21 protein-coding genes are annotated in these 18,007 nt (G+C 35.1%); 8 read left to right on the plus strand and 13 right to left on the minus strand.

Translation table 11 applies throughout. The features are described 5' to 3' along the window. Positions 1-52: 52 nt before the first annotated feature. The 3 genes from DNJ73_RS02450 to DNJ73_RS02460 are packed head-to-tail and all read left to right on the plus strand — an operon-like array spanning position 53 to position 2,458. Positions 53-1,066 carry an ATP-binding cassette domain-containing protein gene (locus DNJ73_RS02450; protein ID WP_158466128.1) on the plus strand — a complete coding sequence of 338 codons (1,014 nt, stop codon included), beginning with the start codon at positions 53-55 and terminating at the stop codon, positions 1,064-1,066. Positions 1,067-1,097: 31 nt separating this feature from the next. Continuing rightward, positions 1,098-1,952 (plus strand): ABC transporter permease, encoded by an 855-nt coding sequence (locus tag DNJ73_RS02455; protein ID WP_158466129.1) that lies wholly within the window; start codon positions 1,098-1,100, stop codon positions 1,950-1,952. A gap of 29 nt (positions 1,953-1,981) precedes the next feature. Next, positions 1,982-2,458, plus strand: a complete 477-nt coding sequence (locus DNJ73_RS02460) for a hypothetical protein (protein WP_158466130.1) — start codon at positions 1,982-1,984, stop codon at positions 2,456-2,458. A 71-nt stretch (positions 2,459-2,529) separates the two neighbouring features. Here the strand turns inward: DNJ73_RS02460 and groL are convergent, their stop codons facing one another. Then, positions 2,530-4,203 carry a chaperonin GroEL gene (groL, locus tag DNJ73_RS02465; protein WP_158466131.1) on the minus strand — a complete coding sequence of 558 codons (1,674 nt, stop codon included), beginning with the start codon at positions 4,201-4,203 and terminating at the stop codon, positions 2,530-2,532. Positions 4,204-4,331: 128 nt separating this feature from the next. On the opposite strand from groL, the gene DNJ73_RS02470 reads away from it, so the two are divergent. Next, entirely contained in the window at positions 4,332-4,508 is a 177-nt protein-coding gene (locus DNJ73_RS02470) for a hypothetical protein (protein WP_158466132.1), read from the plus strand. Positions 4,509-4,779: 271 nt separating this feature from the next. Here DNJ73_RS02470 and DNJ73_RS02475 read toward each other — a convergent pair whose 3' ends face one another. Continuing rightward, complete coding sequence (locus DNJ73_RS02475) at positions 4,780-5,019, minus strand: hypothetical protein (RefSeq protein WP_158466133.1); 240 nt, start codon at positions 5,017-5,019, stop codon at positions 4,780-4,782. Between the two features lie 148 nt (positions 5,020-5,167). Between DNJ73_RS02475 and DNJ73_RS02480 the strand changes: the two genes are divergently transcribed. Next, positions 5,168-5,350 (plus strand): hypothetical protein, encoded by a 183-nt coding sequence (locus tag DNJ73_RS02480; RefSeq protein WP_158466134.1) that lies wholly within the window; start codon positions 5,168-5,170, stop codon positions 5,348-5,350. Positions 5,351-5,736: 386 nt separating this feature from the next. Here DNJ73_RS02480 and fabG read toward each other — a convergent pair whose 3' ends face one another. Next, entirely contained in the window at positions 5,737-6,489 is a 753-nt protein-coding gene (fabG, locus tag DNJ73_RS02485; protein WP_158466135.1) for a 3-oxoacyl-[acyl-carrier-protein] reductase, read from the minus strand. Positions 6,490-6,646: 157 nt separating this feature from the next. Between fabG and ispD the strand changes: the two genes are divergently transcribed. Continuing rightward, the gene (gene ispD, locus DNJ73_RS02490) at positions 6,647-7,324 is read left to right on the plus strand and encodes a 2-C-methyl-D-erythritol 4-phosphate cytidylyltransferase (RefSeq protein ID WP_158466136.1); all 678 of its coding nucleotides are present in this window, start codon (positions 6,647-6,649) and stop codon (positions 7,322-7,324) included. Here ispD and DNJ73_RS02495 read toward each other — a convergent pair. Together DNJ73_RS02495 and DNJ73_RS02500 are read right to left on the minus strand one after the other, a co-directional pair. After that, positions 7,311-8,183 carry an LD-carboxypeptidase gene (locus tag DNJ73_RS02495; RefSeq protein WP_158466137.1) on the minus strand — a complete coding sequence of 291 codons (873 nt, stop codon included), beginning with the start codon at positions 8,181-8,183 and terminating at the stop codon, positions 7,311-7,313. The genes ispD and DNJ73_RS02495 overlap by 14 nt on opposite strands. A gap of 22 nt (positions 8,184-8,205) precedes the next feature. Continuing rightward, positions 8,206-9,099 (minus strand): 4-hydroxybenzoate polyprenyltransferase, encoded by an 894-nt coding sequence (locus tag DNJ73_RS02500; RefSeq protein ID WP_158466138.1) that lies wholly within the window; start codon positions 9,097-9,099, stop codon positions 8,206-8,208. Positions 9,100-9,183: 84 nt separating this feature from the next. On the opposite strand from DNJ73_RS02500, the gene DNJ73_RS02505 reads away from it, so the two are divergent. Beyond that, positions 9,184-10,818, plus strand: coding sequence for a Ppx/GppA phosphatase family protein (locus DNJ73_RS02505; RefSeq protein ID WP_158466139.1), 1,635 nt, complete (start codon positions 9,184-9,186; stop codon positions 10,816-10,818). Here the strand turns inward: DNJ73_RS02505 and DNJ73_RS02510 are convergent. The 5 genes from DNJ73_RS02510 to petC all read right to left on the minus strand — a co-directional run bounded on the left by DNJ73_RS02510 (position 10,815) and on the right by petC (position 14,618). Further along, entirely contained in the window at positions 10,815-11,312 is a 498-nt protein-coding gene (locus DNJ73_RS02510; RefSeq protein WP_158466140.1) for a helix-turn-helix domain-containing protein, read from the minus strand. The two genes, DNJ73_RS02505 and DNJ73_RS02510, sit on opposite strands and share 4 nt — an antisense overlap. A gap of 119 nt (positions 11,313-11,431) precedes the next feature. Then, positions 11,432-12,184 (minus strand): precorrin-4 C(11)-methyltransferase, encoded by a 753-nt coding sequence (cobM, locus tag DNJ73_RS02515; protein ID WP_158466141.1) that lies wholly within the window; start codon positions 12,182-12,184, stop codon positions 11,432-11,434. Beyond that, on the minus strand, positions 12,181-13,092 hold the full coding sequence (lgt, locus tag DNJ73_RS02520) for a prolipoprotein diacylglyceryl transferase (protein WP_158466142.1): 912 nt from the start codon (positions 13,090-13,092) through the stop codon (positions 12,181-12,183). Before lgt ends, cobM begins: the two co-directional genes overlap by 4 nt. A gap of 13 nt (positions 13,093-13,105) precedes the next feature. Beyond that, positions 13,106-14,038, minus strand: coding sequence for a cytochrome f (petA, locus tag DNJ73_RS02525; RefSeq protein ID WP_187152588.1), 933 nt, complete (start codon positions 14,036-14,038; stop codon positions 13,106-13,108). 43 nt (positions 14,039-14,081) lie between these two features. After that, a complete protein-coding gene (gene petC / locus DNJ73_RS02530; RefSeq protein ID WP_158466144.1) occupies positions 14,082-14,618 on the minus strand; it encodes a cytochrome b6-f complex iron-sulfur subunit in 537 nt (178 codons plus the stop codon). Between the two features lie 82 nt (positions 14,619-14,700). Between petC and DNJ73_RS02535 the strand changes: the two genes are divergently transcribed. After that, positions 14,701-15,063, plus strand: a complete 363-nt coding sequence (locus tag DNJ73_RS02535; RefSeq protein WP_158466145.1) for a DUF3067 family protein — start codon at positions 14,701-14,703, stop codon at positions 15,061-15,063. Here the strand turns inward: DNJ73_RS02535 and tatC are convergent. The 3 genes from tatC to DNJ73_RS02550 form a co-directional block, all read right to left on the minus strand. Then, positions 15,029-15,748, minus strand: coding sequence for a twin-arginine translocase subunit TatC (gene tatC, locus DNJ73_RS02540; protein ID WP_158466146.1), 720 nt, complete (start codon positions 15,746-15,748; stop codon positions 15,029-15,031). The genes DNJ73_RS02535 and tatC overlap by 35 nt on opposite strands. Before the next feature lie 230 nt (positions 15,749-15,978). Further along, positions 15,979-16,230, minus strand: a complete 252-nt coding sequence (locus DNJ73_RS02545; protein ID WP_158466147.1) for a hypothetical protein — start codon at positions 16,228-16,230, stop codon at positions 15,979-15,981. Positions 16,231-16,272: 42 nt separating this feature from the next. Beyond that, positions 16,273-17,976, minus strand: coding sequence for an NFACT family protein (locus tag DNJ73_RS02550; protein WP_158466148.1), 1,704 nt, complete (start codon positions 17,974-17,976; stop codon positions 16,273-16,275). Positions 17,977-18,007: the final 31 nt, after the last annotated feature.

Consider the following 18,007-nt stretch of genomic DNA (forward strand, 5'->3'; position numbering starts at 1 on the left):
ATTAGAATTTGCTTGAAGATATCACTTTATCTTTTTAGGCAATTTGTTTTAGATGTTTTTCATCCAGCTTAAAGATTTATTCAAGTCCTATGGACCTGTTAGGGCTCTAAATGGACTCAACCTTAAAGTATCTAAAGGATCTTTATATGGATTGTTGGGTCCCAACGGCGCCGGTAAAAGCACTGCGCTTAGAATTATTTGTACTCTTCTTGATCCTGATTCAGGTGATGTTGAGGTGGCAGGACATAATGCATTAATTGAAGAAAAAGCAACTAGACGAAGTTTGGGTTATGTAGCTCAAGAGGTTGCAATTGATAAAATACTTACAGGTAGAGAGTTACTCCAGCTTCAAGGTGATCTTTACCATCTAGATAAAAATTATAAGAAAAAAAGAATTGAAGAATTGATTCAGAGACTTGATATGCAGGAATGGATTGATAGAAGATGTGGTTCTTTTTCAGGAGGAATGAAAAGAAGACTTGATCTCGCTTCAGGATTATTGCATGAACCAGAATTGTTGATTCTAGATGAACCTACTGTTGGTTTGGACATAGAGAGTAGATCAGTTATTTGGGGATTATTGAAGGAACTTAGAAATAAGAAAACTACAATTCTTTTAAGTAGTCATTATCTTGAGGAAGTAGATGAATTGGCTGATGATATGGCTATTATTGATAAGGGAAAAGTTATTGCTAGTGGAAAACCAGATGATTTAAAAAAAGAGCTTGGTGGCGATAGGGTGACACTTAGAGTTCGAGAGTTTAGTGATGAATTTGAATCTGAATCTGTAAGGAAAATAATAAAAAATATCAATGGGGTTTCAAATGTAGTTGTAAATAAAAAGCAAGGATATTCTTTGAATTTCTTAGTGAGAAATAATGAGGTTATATCAAATTTGTCGGAACATCTTTCAAAAGAAAATTTTGAAGTCTTTGCTCTCTCCCATAGTCGCCCCAGCTTAGATGATGTTTATTTGCAGGCTACTGGTAAAACTCTTATGGATGCAGAATTAGAATTAGCAGGTAAAAGAGATTTTAAGCTTGAGAATAAAAAATCGATGCGTTAATTAATTGCTTTACTCCTTAATTATTAAACAAATGATTACTACTAATTCATCACCTCATAAGGAAAAACAGTCTGTAAATAATTTAAATGAATTGGTTCAAGAGACTTCTGCTTTAACATGGAGGCTTTTTATTCAATTAATTAGGAGACCTTCCACATTATTCGCAGGTATTCTTCAGCCTTTGATATGGCTTTTACTTTTTGCAGCGTTATTCTCCAAAGCGCCTATAGAATTTTTGCCTGGGAACAGTAGCTATGGTGAATTTCTTGGCGCAGGTTTAATAGTATTTACTGCTTTTAGTGGAGCTCTTAATGCTGGACTTCCAGTTATGTTTGATAGAGAGTTTGGTTTTCTTAATCGACTTTTAGTTGCCCCATTAAGTAGTAGAAATTCAATAGTAATTTCTTCTGTGATCTACATAACAACTATTAGCCTTTTGCAGAGTTTTGCAATAATGGGAACTTCAGCTTTACTAGGTTACGGTTGGCCAAGCCTGGGAGGTTTTTTTCTCATAGCAATAACATTATTATTGTTAGTCTTTTCAATAACTGGTCTAAGCCTTGGATTGGCATTCGTTTTACCAGGCCATATAGAACTAATTGCAATTATTTTTATTGCCAATCTCCCCGTACTTTTCGCAAGTACAGCATTGGCTCCTATTTCATTTATGCCTGAATGGCTTGGATGGATAGCATCAATTAATCCATTGACATTTGCGATTGAACCAATTCGCATGGCCTACCATAACTCTGTTGATTTGAAATCAGTTTTAATTAATGCTCCATATGGAGAAGTCAATGGATTTTCTTGCCTGGCAATTTTATTTATTCTTACAGTTGGAATATTTTTTCTTATTAGACCACTTTTAAATCGCAAACTTGCTTGATAATCTTAATTTAGTGATCAAAAAGAACCTTGGATTCTCGAAAGTATCAATTACAAAAACAAATTTTAGAAGCTTTTAAGGCTAAAGATAGTGAATTATATACTCTTTTGAAATCCCAATGGGCACATCGTTTTGGAGTAGAAAGTTTGGAAGAATTGAAAAATCTTGATTTAAACCAGATGGATCAAAACCTCAAAAATGAAGATAATCAAAAAATTGATCCATTACAAGATTTGATTTTAGAGGATGCCAAAGAAATTTCTACAGAGGACTATGATAATCAAGAAAAAGAAATCACAAATCAAAATATTAAATTAGCTGAGTCCGCTGAAGTTGAGAAAAAAGAATCTTCCGTGAACAAATCATATGAAATAGTTGATAAAGAAAATAGTGAAAACATAGCTAGAATTCCCTTAATTGATTACAAAAGGGCGCCAGAAGTAAAGGCTTTAATTCCACTGCCACCTAAACCAAAATATGGTTATTTTAAGAAGTGGTTGATGTGAAATTAGATAATATTTAAATTAATAATTCTGAATTTTTCTGTTTTTTCAAGCCTAATTATATTTAGCTTCTTTTACATCATTCCTGGCATACCCATTCCACCCATTCCACCCATTCCACCCATTCCACCCATTCCACCCATTGGATCGCCTCCTTCACCTCCTGAAGCAGATGGTGGTTCTGGTTTGTCAGCTATTACAACTTCTGTTGTGATTAATAGTGAGGCTATTGATACAGCATCTTGAAGAGCAAGTCGTATAACTTTTGAAGCATCTAATATTCCTGCTTCAAGTAAATTCTCATATTCCCCAGTTTGCGCATTGAAACCTTTACCTAAGCGCTTAATGTCTGATACAACAACGTCACCATTGAATCCAGCATTTATAGCTATTTGTTTGGCTGGAGCGCTTAATGCTCTTTTTATAATTTCAACACCGGTTTTTTGATCTCCTTCTAAATTTTTCGCTAAATCCTCAAGCCCTTCACTTAGTTCTAGAAGAGTTGTTCCACCACCAGCAACAATACCTTCTTCAATAGCTGCACGAGTTGCATTTAAAGCATCCTCAATTCTTAGCTTTCTATTTTTTAACTCGGTTTCAGTAGGAGCACCAACTTTGATCACTGCTACGCCACCGGCAAGTTTAGCGATTCTTTCATTTAACTTTTCCTGATCATACTCAGAATCTGTTTCGTCGAGTTCTCTTTTAATAGAGGCAATTCGATTGGCTAATTCGGCGTTCTGACTTTCATTCGCGACAATTGTGGTGCTGTCTTTTGTAATTGTCACTCGTCTTGCTTGCCCTAAATCAGATATTTGAACTTTTTCAAGACTCATGGCTTTGTCTTCGCTAATTAATGTACCTCCAGTTAGTACTGCAATATCTCCCAATGCAGCTTTTCGTCTTTCTCCAAACGAAGGAGCCCTAACTGCAGCGACTTGGAGAACACCACGGTTTTTATTGACCACTAATGTTGCTAATGCTTCACCTTCAACTTCTTCAGCAAGAATTATTAAGGGTGTTCCGTTCTTCTGAACAGTTTCAAGAACTGGAATAAGATCGGCAATTGATGAAATCTTTTTGTCAGTGATTAGTATTGATGGATTTTCAAATTCACAGATTAATCGATCTTCATCAGTAACAAAATATGGTGAGCTATAACCTCTATCAAAGGCCATACCTTCAGTTATGTCTAATTCAGTAGCTAAAGACTTGGATTCCTCAACTGTTATCACCCCATCAAAACTTACTTTATCTATGGCATCTGCAATCATTAAACCTATTTCTTCGTCACCACCTGCACTTACTGTCGCAACTTGTTTTATTGCTTCACCACTTACTGACTTGCTTTTTTTCTTTAGATCATCAACTATTTGAGCAACGGCCTTTTCCATTCCTCTTCTAAGTTCAATAGGACTTGCTCCAGCTGCTGTATTTCTAAGTCCTTCTTGAACCATAAATTGAGCAAGAACAGTGGCTGTAGTAGTGCCATCACCAGCTTTCTCTTTCGTTTTTGAGGCAACTTGTTCTATTAGTTTTGCTCCAATATTTTCAAATGGATCATCGAGGTCTATTTCCTTAGCAATAGTTACTCCATCATTAACAATATCTGGGGCACCAAATTTCTTTTCAATTACTACATTTCTACCTTTTGGACCAATAGTGACTTTTAGGGCATTTGCTAAATTGTTTACCCCTTTTTCTAGAGCACCACGAGACTCGTCTGAAAAACTTAGTAGTTTGGCCATATTTAATTTGAATTAAACTTAATCTCCCACAAGAAACACACATTAGGGGAGGCTAAATAAGTGGGGAAAGCCGAATGAAAATTTTGAAAATTATCCCAATTTTTCTAGAAGGTAGTTAGTGTCAACTTATGAATGATCCAGGAGCTTTATTTTTTATTCTCATGGCAGGGTTGGCCGGGACTATGACTTTGATTTATTTCCCTTTGAGGATATTTCTTACTGCCACGGCAAGAAGCAGAAGATTAAAGCTTCTCCAACGTATTCGAAGATTGAGAGATGAATTAGGTCAACCTATTCAAAATTGACATTTTCTCAACTCATGTAATAGTCCGATGAATGACTAACTATCAAAACCAAATACAAATTTTTAGAGCTTTTTTATAAGTTTGCTAATTGGCTTATAAGTTTTGATATGGCTGAAAGAACATCCTTTAACGAATATCACATAAAAAGGGTTTTAAGGAGACTGCATTCAAACAATCAATTAGCAAAAATTTCGCAAAAATTCTAAACGGAAGACCAATCAATTTGTATGGAGTTACTCTTTAGGGGAAGGGGAATTTTATGAAATCGTGATTATTGAGTTTTCAACTTAGGCTCGTATACAGCTCCATTACATACACCCACTGCGAGAGACTCTTTGGCTTTCTGATCCCATCTCTTTAAATCCCCTTTTTGATTTATCCACTTCACTGTGTTGTCAAGGCAGCGATTCCAATAAGCAGCTTGTCTAGAAACAGGTATTAATTCGATAGCAATACAAGAGACACCCAGAGCAATGACACCAAAAAAAGCTTTCTGTAATGATTCACCCATCTTGAAAATGTAATTAGTGAAATTAAAGCGCATTCATTCTCTTTCTGATCTCAATCTCAAGACAAATGTAATAGCTAATGTCTTTTTCAAAGCTATAAAAAATGTAGGGAGCTAATCAGTTTCTTCTAATTATCAGGACTATTTTTCGATGGTTTCATTTGCTAGAGCAAGAACAAGATCATGGCTTTCAAGGCTATGGCCTGTGACAGTTCAACCGATCAAGGATGAGACAGTTGAGTTGGAGAAGTCCAAAGAGCTTATTGAGAATATTTCAAATCAAAATAAGTGTTTTCTAGAAGCAATTAAGAATGGCGGAATGTGGTTTTCATAAGGCTCTGGCTTGATCAGTAGACTCGCTTGCCTTAAGAACTGTCCTGCATCACTGCCTTATGCACAGTTACGCAAAATTTGTTTACTACTTCAGGCGCCTATGGGTCCCTACTCGTGGAAAGCTCGACGGGTATTTTCGGTCCTCTCTTATTCCCTAGGCATGTCTAAATACAAGCCTTACAACTTCACTACAAAGAAAAAACGTCTAATAGAAATGTAAAATTTAGATCTAATTTTTTTGTAAGTTTCAGTTGTTAAGTAACTAGTTAACCAGTTAACTAGTTCACCGCTTTCAATTTTTCCCTTTGAATTTGTCACTATAGGAGGTCATTTTTCGCTGACTCCCGTTGTTATACTTAGTTTTTGCCGAGTAAGCAATAGCGAGGGTTAACTCATTACCATTCCACCATCTACTTGAATTGTCTGACCAGTTATGTAAGCAGCAGATGGATCTGCTGCTAAAAACCTTACTGCTCCTGCAACATCTTCCGGAGTTCCAAATCGTCCAAGCGGAATAGCCGAGAGGATTGTGTCGCTATTCAGATCCTTTGTCATGTCAGTAGAGATAAAACCAGGAGCGACTGCATTTACAGTTATTCCTCTACTTGCAAATTCTTTAGCAGCCGTTTGTGTTAGACCAATTACGCCAGCTTTGGCTGCAGAATAATTAACCTGTCCTGGGTTGCCCATTAATCCGACTACAGAAGTTATGTTGATTATCCTTCCTGTTTTTTGTTTCAACATCTGCCTGGAAATCGCTCTAGTGCAATAAAAAACACCACTCAAATTAAGGTCTAATACCTTTTGCCAATCTTCAGTTTTCATTCTCATAAGAAGTCCATCTTTTGTTATTCCAGCGTTATTAACCAAAACATCTATTTTTTTGCTCTTGTTTAAAACTGTTTTTATTAATTCATTTACAGAGTTTTCATTAGAGATATCGGCTTGAACAGCATATGACTTACCTCCAAAAGAATTGATTTCTGAGACAACCTTATTTGCATTCTCTGGAGATGAAGAATAATTAATTATTACTTCTGCACCTTCCTTTGCTAAAGATATTGCAATTGCTTTGCCAATACCTCTGCTAGCCCCAGTTATAAGAGCAATTTGTCCTTCAAGTGATTTTGATAATGTCATAGTCTTATGCTTTTTAGATCGTTTGAATTGATCTTTATTTATTTAACTTACTATTGAGCCACTTAATTTTTAATAAGACTTTAAGCTCTGGTATCAAAAATAGTTATTTCTACTGTTCGAATATATTAAAGGAAGAATCAAAGTAGAGGAATCAGTTGTGCATTTATTAATTGCTGCTGCGGGAAGTGGAAGAAGAATGGGAGCTGATAAAAATAAACTTTTGCTGAATATTGCAGGTAGGACTGTTTTAGAATGGACTTTGAAAGCAGCTTTCGCTTCTAAAGCAATCAGTTGGATTGGAATTGTTGGACAACCTAAAGACAAAAACTCCATTAAATCTATTCTTAGTAACTCTTTTAAGTCAGTTGAATGGATAAACGGTGGATCAACCAGACAGCAGTCTGTACAGTTGGGATTATCTGCCCTTCCCGATGATGCCCAGTCAGTTCTTATTCATGATGGGGCAAGATGCTTAGTAAACCCATTGATTTTTGATGAGATTGCAGAGATTGTATCTAATGGACAGGCTGTTATCGCAGCTTCACAAGTGACAGACACCATAAAGAAGGTGGATCAAAATGGGGAGATAATTGATAGCCCTCCGCGCGCGGGACTATGGTCTGCTCAGACACCTCAAGCATTCCCGGTAGATAAACTTAAGCATGCGCACAGTGTCGCAATCGCTAGGGAATGGAATGTCACCGATGACGCCTCTTTATTTGAACGATTGGGGATACCCGTGAAAATATATGATGCAGGCCCCTCAAATATTAAAGTGACAACACCATTTGATCTTGTGATTGCAGAGTCTTTATTGTCGACTATGAAAGACTAAGTTTCCCTTCCTTGCCATTTAAAATAGCCTGACTACCCAGTGGTAGCGATGCATTTCCATGACAATGTCCGATGGGTAAATTTGAAACAATAGGGATCTTAAGATCTTGAGTTCGATCTTTCAAAATATCAATAAGCTCAAACGACTTTTTTTTATCGACGTTAATATCATCATCACAACTAGTAAATGAACCAAAACCTAAACCAGATAATTGTTTAAGAATGCCTGTCAATCTCAAGTGAGTTAGCATCCTGTCAATTCTGTAGGGTGCTTCTCCAATATCTTCAATGATTAGGATTGATTTTTTAAAATTTGGTAGATGTTCAGTACCAATTAGGTGAGTTAGGACGGTAAGGTTGCCAACTATTAGATGTCCTTTTGAGATACCTCCTCCCCATGGGTCTCCGTAAATATCCGGGACACAATTACCGAACAAAATTGATTTAAGCCTATCTTTACTCCAGTCTGGTTCTGCCCCCAATGTCGTTATTAATGGCCCATGAATTCCTCCGTGAAAACCTGCTGCGAGCCTTGCAAGAAGTATTGAGGTTAAATCTGAGAAGCCAATCATCCATCCCTCTTTCCATAATTGTTTTTTTTCTAATAATCTTGCCGATCCCCATCCACCTCTCGCAAAAGCTATTAGAGGAAAAATCTTTTTTGGATGTAGTTCATTAAATCTAACTTCATCACTACCCGCCAAGTATCCCCATGATCTATCTTCTTCCTCAACATGGTTACAAATCAATCCCCATTCTTGAAGGACCTTTATCCCAGAGTGAAGATCTTCTTTATTGCTAATTGGCGAACTTGCGGAAACTATGTGAAAAAGATCACCTTTTTTTAGAGGCTCAGTCATTTATTGAACTTGCGTGAAGCATTTATTCAATGATCTTGCTTAAGATCATCCCAAGAAGTAATAGACTTCCAATTCGCACTTGATTGCTGAAATGCAACCCTGAAGTCTTTATACCTTTTGATCTGGAACTTAACAAGAAAACTTCTCTTTGCATTCCTAACGAAGATATCAACCAAAAAGGCCAAAAGATCAATCCTAAATTTGCGCTGAAAGATGCAATGGCTAAAAAAAAGCTTGTAACAAAATAGCAAAAAGAAACTGTTTTTATCGATTTTCCCCCGAGACTGATCGCACTACTGTTTAGACCAATTTCTTTGTCATCAGTTTCATCAGCCATTGCATAAACAGTATCAAAGCCGAAAGTCCAAAATATTGTTGCCAACCAACAAAATAGCAGTGTTTCTCCTCCTGCTAAAGATGATTCACTTGCTGCCCAGGGGATTAGAACTGAAAATCCCCAGCAAATAGAAAGAATAAGTTGGGGATATTTAAACCATCTTTTTGCTGATGGATAAAAAAGAATAAGAGGTAGTGATAACGATGCAAGTTGCAGGCATAATTTTCTACTATCAGCTGGGATTGCAAGAACTATAAAAAGACTAAGAAATAACATTGAAACTAGTAGTATCAATGCAGTCTTAAGAGATAATTTGTTATTGGCTAATGGCCTTTCTTTTGTTCTTGTCACTTGTTTATCAAATTTTCGGTCCCAAATATCATTAGCAATACATCCCGCGCCACTAACAAATAATCCACCTAAAATTATTAATCCCAAAATGAATAGAGAAGGGGGTGCTGTAGGAGTTAACCAAAGAGACCAACCAGCAGGAATGAGAAGTATCAATCTTCCGCTAGGTTTGTTCCATCTAAGAAGTTGAAAATAATATCTAATTTTTTGTGTAAGAAGATTATTCATTAAAAATCTAGTTGATAATCATTTATAAGGTCTTCTCAATAGGGGGCTGAGGGTGGCAGAGTATTGAGGTTAACCTACGTATGAATGTTAGGTGAATCAATAAATAATTCCTTTCAAAGGAATTCTATTGAATTGGATCTTGGAGAAAATCAAGATACTAAACTGTGTCGTGTGGCAACAATTGATATTGGTACTAACTCTACCCATTTGTTGATTGCAAAGCTTGAACCTAAATTAAATACTTTTAGTATTGAACTTGCTGAAAAATCAACAACACGACTAGGAGAAAGAGATCCTGATACTGGGGAACTTACATCTCTTGCAATGAATAGGGCTTTTTCAACATTAAAGAGGTTTAAGGATTTATCTGAAAGTTATAAAGTAGAAGGTCTCTTGGTCGCTGCCACAAGTGCGGTTAGAGAAGCATCTAATGGAAGAATCTTTATATCGGAAATAAAGAAGAAGATAGGCTTAGACGTTGAATTAATAAGTGGAGCAGAAGAAGCCAGATTGATTTATCTAGGCGTACTTTCAGGAATGCAATTTGGGAATAAACCTCATCTTGTTCTTGATATAGGGGGAGGTTCGACTGAATTAATCCTAGCTGATAGTTCTGAGGCAAGAGCATTAACAAGTACAAAGATTGGAGCAGTAAGATTGCAAAGAGAATTTATAAAAAAAGATCCAATATCCTCTCAAACTGAATTGTTTTTAAGGTCATTTATCAGAGGCTCTATGGAGTCTGCAATTGACAAAGTCTCTAAGAGAATTGAAGTAGGAGAAGAACCAGTTTTAGTTGCAACTAGTGGAACTGCTATGGCTATTGGGGCATTAATCTCTAGCAAAGAAAATCATATTCAATCAAGATTACAAGGATATAAAATCCCAAAAAATAATTTAGATAGTATTGTTAGTCAGTTAATAAAACTGACACCTTCTCAAAGGAGTCAGTTATCCTCATTAAGTGAAAGAAGATCTGAGATTATTGTTCCAGGAGCTTTGATTTTACAAACCATAATGAATATGGTTAATGTTGACGAAATTGTTTTAAGTGAAAGAGCTCTTCGAGAAGGATTAGTAGTTGATTGGATGTGTCGAAATAATTATCTAAAAGATCAATTGAGCTTTCAAGGGTCAATAAGAGAAAGAACTGTTATTCATCAATCTAGAAGATTTGGCGTTAATTCAAAAAGATCAAAAAGAGTATCAGAATTTGCGATGACATTTTATGATCAGACAAGAGGAATTTTGCACAATGATAATGGAGAAGGTAGAGATCTTTTATGGGCAGCAGCTAAACTTCATGCATGCGGAAAGCATATAAATATAAGTGCCTACCATAAGCATTCATGGTATTTAATTAAAAATGGCGAGCTTTTAGGTTACTCTCAGGCTGAACATTTAATGGTAGCAGCTATCGCTAGATATCACAGGAAAAGTCTTCCAAAAAAAAGGCATGAATGTTGGCAATTATTAATCGATGAAAGTCAAAGGAATTTGGTAAGTGATATGTCGTTACTTCTTCGACTTTCTTGCTCTTTGGATAGAAGGCCAGAACCTTTGATATCCAAAATAGTTATCGAGGTTAAAAATAAAAAAGTTGATTTGGAGCTGATTCCTAATGACTTAGGCCAGAACTTAGATCTTGAGAAATGGAGCTTAACTAAGGCAATTCTATTAATTAAGAAAATCAAAGATGTTGAAATAAATATACTTTAGGAATATATATTTTTATCGAATAAAAATATATAACTTTGCTGGGGATTAACATAATTATTTTGAATTGATTGAAAATATTTCAATAACATAATTGAAGAAAATAAACCTAAAGCACCAGATAAAATTACCATGCTAAATGGATTGATACTTCTATTTTTTTTAGAATTTTTCTTATTAATTACTTGGTTGGATTTTGGTAAACTCTTTTTCTTATCATTGAGTTCTTCAATGATAAAACTAATATCTAGGTTTAATTTCTCGGCTATTCGACGAACCATTGCTCTAATAAAAACTTTTTCAGGAAGTGATCTTTCATCTCCTTCTTCAAGTGCAATCAGTTGTTCTTTGCCAATTCTAAGTGATGAGGATAAATCATCTAATGAAAGACTTCTGCCTTGGCGCGCTTCTCTTAGAAACTCCCCAACTTTTTGTAAGGAAGATTTTTTTTCTGCGATATAGGCATTATCGCTTTTGATGCCTTCACTTTGTTCCAATTAAGAACCTTTTGGTTATTAATTTTATTCTAAAGGGTTTGTAAAGTCGTTTATCTCAAAAAAAATCATATATCTTTAACTTTGAATGTTTTAAAAAAAAGTTTCTTAATTATTTACCTTTATTTAGGTCTAAACAAATGAGAATGTGTTGGATCATAAAGCTTTGATCTTTTATTACCGATCTTTAATGTTGGACTAATTATATACAATGTCGTTCTAATTAATTTTTTTTCTTTAGAGGTTTTTGCCATCTCGCTTAAAGGTACAATTTTTACCCACTCATCTGGCCAGGTGATTCTATGTGCAATCGCGACAGGTGTATCTACATGATAATAATTTATAAGTATGGATTGTACTTCTTCCACATGTCTAGCACTTAAGTAAAGACACAAAGAAGATTGAATAGATGCAAGCTTTTGAAGGTTTTCTTTTTTTGGCTTACCTGTTCTACCATCTGCTCTGCTAAGTATTATTGTTTGGGTTAGATCTGGAATAGTTAGTTCGAAGCCTAATGTTGCTGCAGTAGCTTGATATGCACTTACTCCAGGAATAATCTCTACTTCAATTCCTTCATCATTTAATCTACATATTTGTTCTGATATCGCTCCATATAAGCAAGGATCTCCATCATGCAGACGAACAATTTTTTTACCTTCCTTATGCTTTTGTATTAGGACAAGAAGTATTTCTTCAAGAGTTAATGAACTTGTCTGTATTTTTTCACAATCATCTTTAACAAGAGTTGTTATTTGAACAGGAATTAAAGAATCTGTCCAAACTAAAACATCAGCTGTTTTAAGTCTGCGTTGAGCTCTTACTGTCATTAAATCTAAAGCTCCTGGACCTGCTCCAACAATTGCAATAGGATTCATTGAATTCTCCCATTACTTAAAGAAGGATCAGGAAGTGTTTTTTTAGAAATATAAATTCTCCACATTCCCAAAAAACCTGCAAACATTAAAAATAAGCTTATCAATTGAGCTATACGAAGCCCTCCCTGACAAAAAGGAGGAATTCCACCTAAGCAAAGAGGATCTATTCTTAAGGCTTCTATCCAAAACCTACCTAAACTGTAGCTTATTAAATAAAGACAACTTAAAGTGCCTGAAGGCAGTATTAGTTCATGTTTATTTGATTTATTAAAAAGGAAAATTAATATAGTAAAAACAAAAATATTCCATACTGATTCATAAAGAAAAGTAGGATGAAAATAATCATTTGTGGAGAATATTTCTGGCCTGAATTCATAAGGTATAAATAATTTCCAAGGTAAGTTTGTAGGTATTCCAAAAGCTTCGTTGTTAAAAAAATTGCCCCATCTACCTATTGCTTGGCCTAATGCAACTGAAGGAACTAAAACATCAATAACATCCCAAAAAGATTGTTTTCGCCATCGACAAAAAAATATTACTGATAATGTTCCCATTATTAGAGCACCGTGAATCGCAATGCCTCCTCCCCAAATTTCGATTGCACTAGGAATTGGAATATTCAAGTTGAAAAAGTTAATAGAACTCCAAAAATTTATACCAGTATAATTTCTCCATTCAAATGCTACATAATAAATTCTTGCACCAATTACAGATGCCAGAACTAAAATAGGAAGTAAATCATTGATTAGACTTTTTTTTAAACCTTTTTTGCGAGCTAATTCACCTGATAAATTAACTCCTATTAAAACTGAAATAGCTATTAATAATCCGTACCATCTTAATGAAAAAGGACCCATTTGAATCAAATCAGGCCCAGGGGCTCTAAGCGCTATTAATATATTTTCCATCAATTAATTGAATTTATATTCCTTCAGCAGCTTGAACTTTTTCTACTTGTTTCTTTTTAAGAACTAGCATTATTTGAGACAAACCAACTCCAATAAAGAAGATTATCATTCCAATAACTCTTGCCTTACTCTGTAAAACTATTTCTTTGTCAAGTTGACCAAAGCCTCCAACATTTGGGTCTTCAGTTAACTTTGAACCTGACTCAATAGTGTCGCCTTCTTTTACTAATAATGTAGTCCCAGCAGGAATATTTTCAGCAAAATTTTCTCCTGCTTCATTATTTAGATTTATTATTTGTGTACCATCTTCGTTTGTTTCTATTGAAGTTATTGTCCCTGAATTTGTTGCCGTAAACAAATTATTATTGCTCTTCTCACCAGTTGGGTAAACTTGACCTCTCCCTCTATTCCCTCCTACATGAATTGAATATTTTCCAAAGTGAATATTTTTGTCTTTAGCAGGATCAGGTGAAAGTACAGGGAAAACAATCTCTCTATTTTGATCTCCAGGTAAAGGGCCTACTAAAATAATATTTTCTTGTTCTTCGCTGTATTGAGTGAAGTAAACACCTTGTGTCTCCTCTTTTATTTCATCAGTCCATCTTTCTTGAGGAGCAAGCTTAAATCCATCTGGAAGCATAACTACCGCTCCAACTTGAAGAGGGACTTTGCTTCCGTCGGCTCCGATTTCTTGTAGATCCTTTTTATAAGGTATTTCTACAACTGTTTTGAAAACACTATCAGCTGCGACTGACTGAGGTACTTCAGCTCGTGTTGGCATGCTTGCTACGTGACAATTAGCACATACAATTTTGCCGGTTGCCTCTCTAGGGTTTTCGAATTTTTGTTGCGCCCAAAATGGGTATGCCCAACTTGGTTGAGGAACTAGAAATATTGAAAATCCAACAACAACTGCACAAAGGAAAAGCTTTAATGATCGTCTCATGATTTCTATTTTGGTATGGAGGTTTTTTTTGTTCATTTATTAATCAACCCCACCAAGGGTCAGTACCAGTTCGGAAATCAGTTTCTGTCCACTGACTCACTAGAACCTGATCGTCTTCAACTGATACATGAGCAATTGCTAATGATAAGGGAGCAGGACCTCGAACAACTTTTCCTGTTGAGTCGTATTGACTTCCATGACATGGACACATGTATTTATTGGCACCGCTATTCCATGGAACTACACATCCAAGGTGAGTACAAATGGCATTAATTCCATAACTAGTTATTGCATCCTCACCTTCAACTATTAGATAGGTAGGATCTCCTTTAAGCCCTTGGACCAAACTTCTATCTCCAACTGGATGAGAAGATAGCCAAACACTTGCCTTAACTGGATTACCAAGCTCATCTTTAGCATTTGTGCCACCTCCACCTCCACCAGCTCTATAGGGAGTGAAGTATTGAGCTACAGGATATAAAGCCCCCAAGGCAACTCCCGTAACGGTGCCAAAGGTAAGCAAGTTCATGAACTGCCTTCTGCCCATTGAGGGCACATCTGCAGCATTCATTTGTGTCATTACAGATGTTCACCTGGATTATGATACTAGACCAGAATGGACACCTAAAGGTTATTAATCTCTGCCAAGACTGGCTTTTGACATGAGTTTTAAATCTAATGAGTTTAATTCTGGTAATTTTTCTTCTCGAATTCCATTGGAAGTAGACGAAGTAGTGGGGTGCTTAAGAAGGCGATGGGGCGTCACATATGATTTGAAATTGTTAATCAAAAGAGACAGAATATATTTACAAATGATGTGGGGATTTTTAGAACAACAATCTTTCCCTTTGGATGAAGAGACCTTTAGAGAAAATTTGAATCGCACCTTAGAAATTATTAACCGTGCAGGCCAATCGGGTTTAGTAAGGAATTGGTTGGAAAATGTTCAGGCAAAGCCAAGACTTGGAAGGGCAATAACTTTAATTTTGCCTATTGATCAAAGGATGGAAGAATTTGTTCTTTGAGATTAGTTGTTAAGACCACTAAACCAACTCCGATAAAAAACAAAAAAGTTATCGATGTTGATAAAAGAAGCATTGTTATGGGATCAGTAGAAGGAGTTATTATTGCTCCTGCAATTGCAGAGGTGATTATCACCACTCTCCAGGCAGATAGCATTTTTTGCCATGAAATTAATTCAAAAAACCCTAAAATTAATTGAAGGATTGGCAATTGAAATGCCAATCCTGTTGAAAGCATGAGTAGAAGTACAAAATCTAAATATTTTTCTATTGACCAAAGTGGCTCAACTACATCTGCACCATAACTTATAAGAAATCCTAGCGCTGCTGGTATCAAAGCTTTCCATGCAAAGAAAATCCCTAAAAAAAACAAAATTGCTGAACCTGCAACAGAGGGAGCAATAAGTAGTTTTTCTTTTTTAGTTAAACCAGGAAGAATGAACTTTAAAAATTGGTAAAGAATGAAAGGAAGAGAAATAGTTAGGCCACCGTATCCAGCAACTTTTATTGAAATAAATAAAAATTCACCGGGTGCTACTTGCAAAAAGTGTATTTTCCCTGCAGGAATCTCCAAAGTTTGTACAAGCTTTCTTACGAATAGAAGGCAAAAACCTGAAGACAGAAGAATAGCAATGAGACTTTTAAGGACCCTTTGACGAAGCTCTTCTAAATGATCAACTAAAGGCATCTCAAGTGTCTGAGATACCTCATTTGAATTGGCCTTGGCTCCTATCTTTATTGGAGGCGGGGCTTGAAAAATATTTTCTTTTTGGTTGGGACTAGCCAGTTTAATTTAAATTAATAGTTTCATATTAGTAGAAAATTGAATTTATTAAGTATCCTTCTTTTGTAATGCAAAGATTAAGTAGAAATTGAATAGATAAACTTAGTCAATCTTAATTATTTAGATTTTTTATTTTAGTTGTTTTTTGTTGGATCAGGCAAAATGAAAGGAGGACAATCATTAAGAGAAGATTCTCCATAATTTGCATATTCTTTGTAACCTCCCATTTTTCCATTGGTTTTCATTAAGGCGCTCGTAAATGCCAACAAAAGAAAAACTGTTGGAGCACCAATGATTAAAGCTGCTCCGAATAAGTATCCAATTAAAAATTCTGGGAAAGTGTGATTTCCAAGAAACTCATGAGTACCAAGCAAAAAGTCAATCATTTTTAAACTGGTCTAATGCAGCTGATAGTAAGTCATTGAAGTTCACTTCTGGTGGAAATATTTCTCAGCTCTTTCAGCTTTTCCCCAAAGGACCTTTCCACCTCTGTGGCTAACAGTTCCAGGTAAGGAGCCTGATATCCTTTGAAGATTCTCAATTGGAACCATAATTATAGGTACAAGCTTGCTACCACGTGCTCGGCTAAAAAAAGAAGCTAGATCAGCAGCTAATTGAACGTCTTTGTCATCAAAAATTCCATTGGATGATTTAAGTACAACATGACTGCCTGGAATTTCCTGCGCATGAAACCAGAGGTCTCCTTTTCTCCTTTTTTTTAAACTAATAAATTCGTTTTGCCTGTTGTTACTTCCTATTTGGATTTTTAGACCGCTAGGACTTTGTATCTCTTTTATATTTGATGAGTGTTCTTTTCTCTTGTTTGATTTAAATTTTGAATTAACTTTTTTGATGCATATATATTCCTCTACCTCTTCTTTAAGCTCAATAATTGAATCCAACTTATTATTATTATTATCACCTTCCTTATATGTTAATTCTTCAAGAAATAATTCACAGTATTCAATATCTGATATTCTTTTCTTATGAAATTTAATTCTATTCAGAATTGATTCCCTAGATCTTTTTTTCCTTTTAGCTTCTTTGAATAAATTCTGTGCTTCGATTATTTGCTTCTTTGTAGGAGATTTTAGAGAAAGAAGCTTCTGAGCCTTCTTTTGCATATTTATATATTCAGAAATATTTTTAATTAGTAATTCTTGAATTCTTAGTTTTCTAATTTCATCATTTTTTGAATTTTTGAGATCTTGTTCTAATTTTTTCCAAATAGAAGTTAGCTTTTTTTCTAAAATCTTATTTGAATAGTATGTGCTAAGTATAAGACCTATATTTTTACATTTAACTTCTGGTTTTAGGTTACCCCAAACAACAAAATCTGTTGGTCCTTGGAAACTAATAGTATAATTATTGTTCTCTATATCTAGCAGCCATTCTCTCCATCTTTTATATATTTTTTCCCATATCTTTAATTGAATATTTGTTACCGGTTGATTTATGATACTCATTGCTTCATTATAAGTTTTACCCGCAATTTGTAATGTTAATGTTGGACTAATCCCTTGATAAGTGTTTTTTATACTATTTTTAAAAGTTGATGGAACTAGGCATATATTGTTTTTCCATGAATTGAATGACTCAGAGAAATCAGGAACTAAACCTTTAAGTGGTGGAGGAGATGTATAGATATCTCCCGTACCTATTGGCCTTAATCTTGATTGGCTCTCTTTTACTTGTTTCCCAAGAGTAATTACTTTTCTAGCTTTATCTAGAAGTAAAATATTGCTATATCTACCCATTAATTCGACTATTAATTCTTTTTCAATTTCTTTGCCGGGTCTGCTAGAAAATTTGAATTTTATTACTCTTTCAAAGCCAGTTTGTTCTATTTCTACCAAAGCTAAATTGGTAAGTAAATGTTTTAGCTGCTTCGCTAAAGTGCTATTTTCCCCATGTTTTTTTGGGGGGTGGATTTCTACAATTCTTGGTGAATCTGCCATCCAGCTAATTTCTAGCCATTTAAGACTTTCTAGTGTCCTAAATCCTAATTGAACAGTATTTGAATCAATTTGTTGCGCCTTTTCAAATCGACTTGGAACTATATCTTTTTTAAGTTCAAATACAACCGCTTTAAGGGTTGTTAAGTCCATAATTTGAATTGGAACTTTATTCATATATCATCCTTATGGTTTCATGAATTATGCA

It is taken from the genome of Prochlorococcus marinus XMU1408 (assembly GCF_003208055.1).
GTDB classification, from domain to species: Bacteria; Cyanobacteriota; Cyanobacteriia; order PCC-6307; family Cyanobiaceae; genus Prochlorococcus_B; species Prochlorococcus_B marinus_A.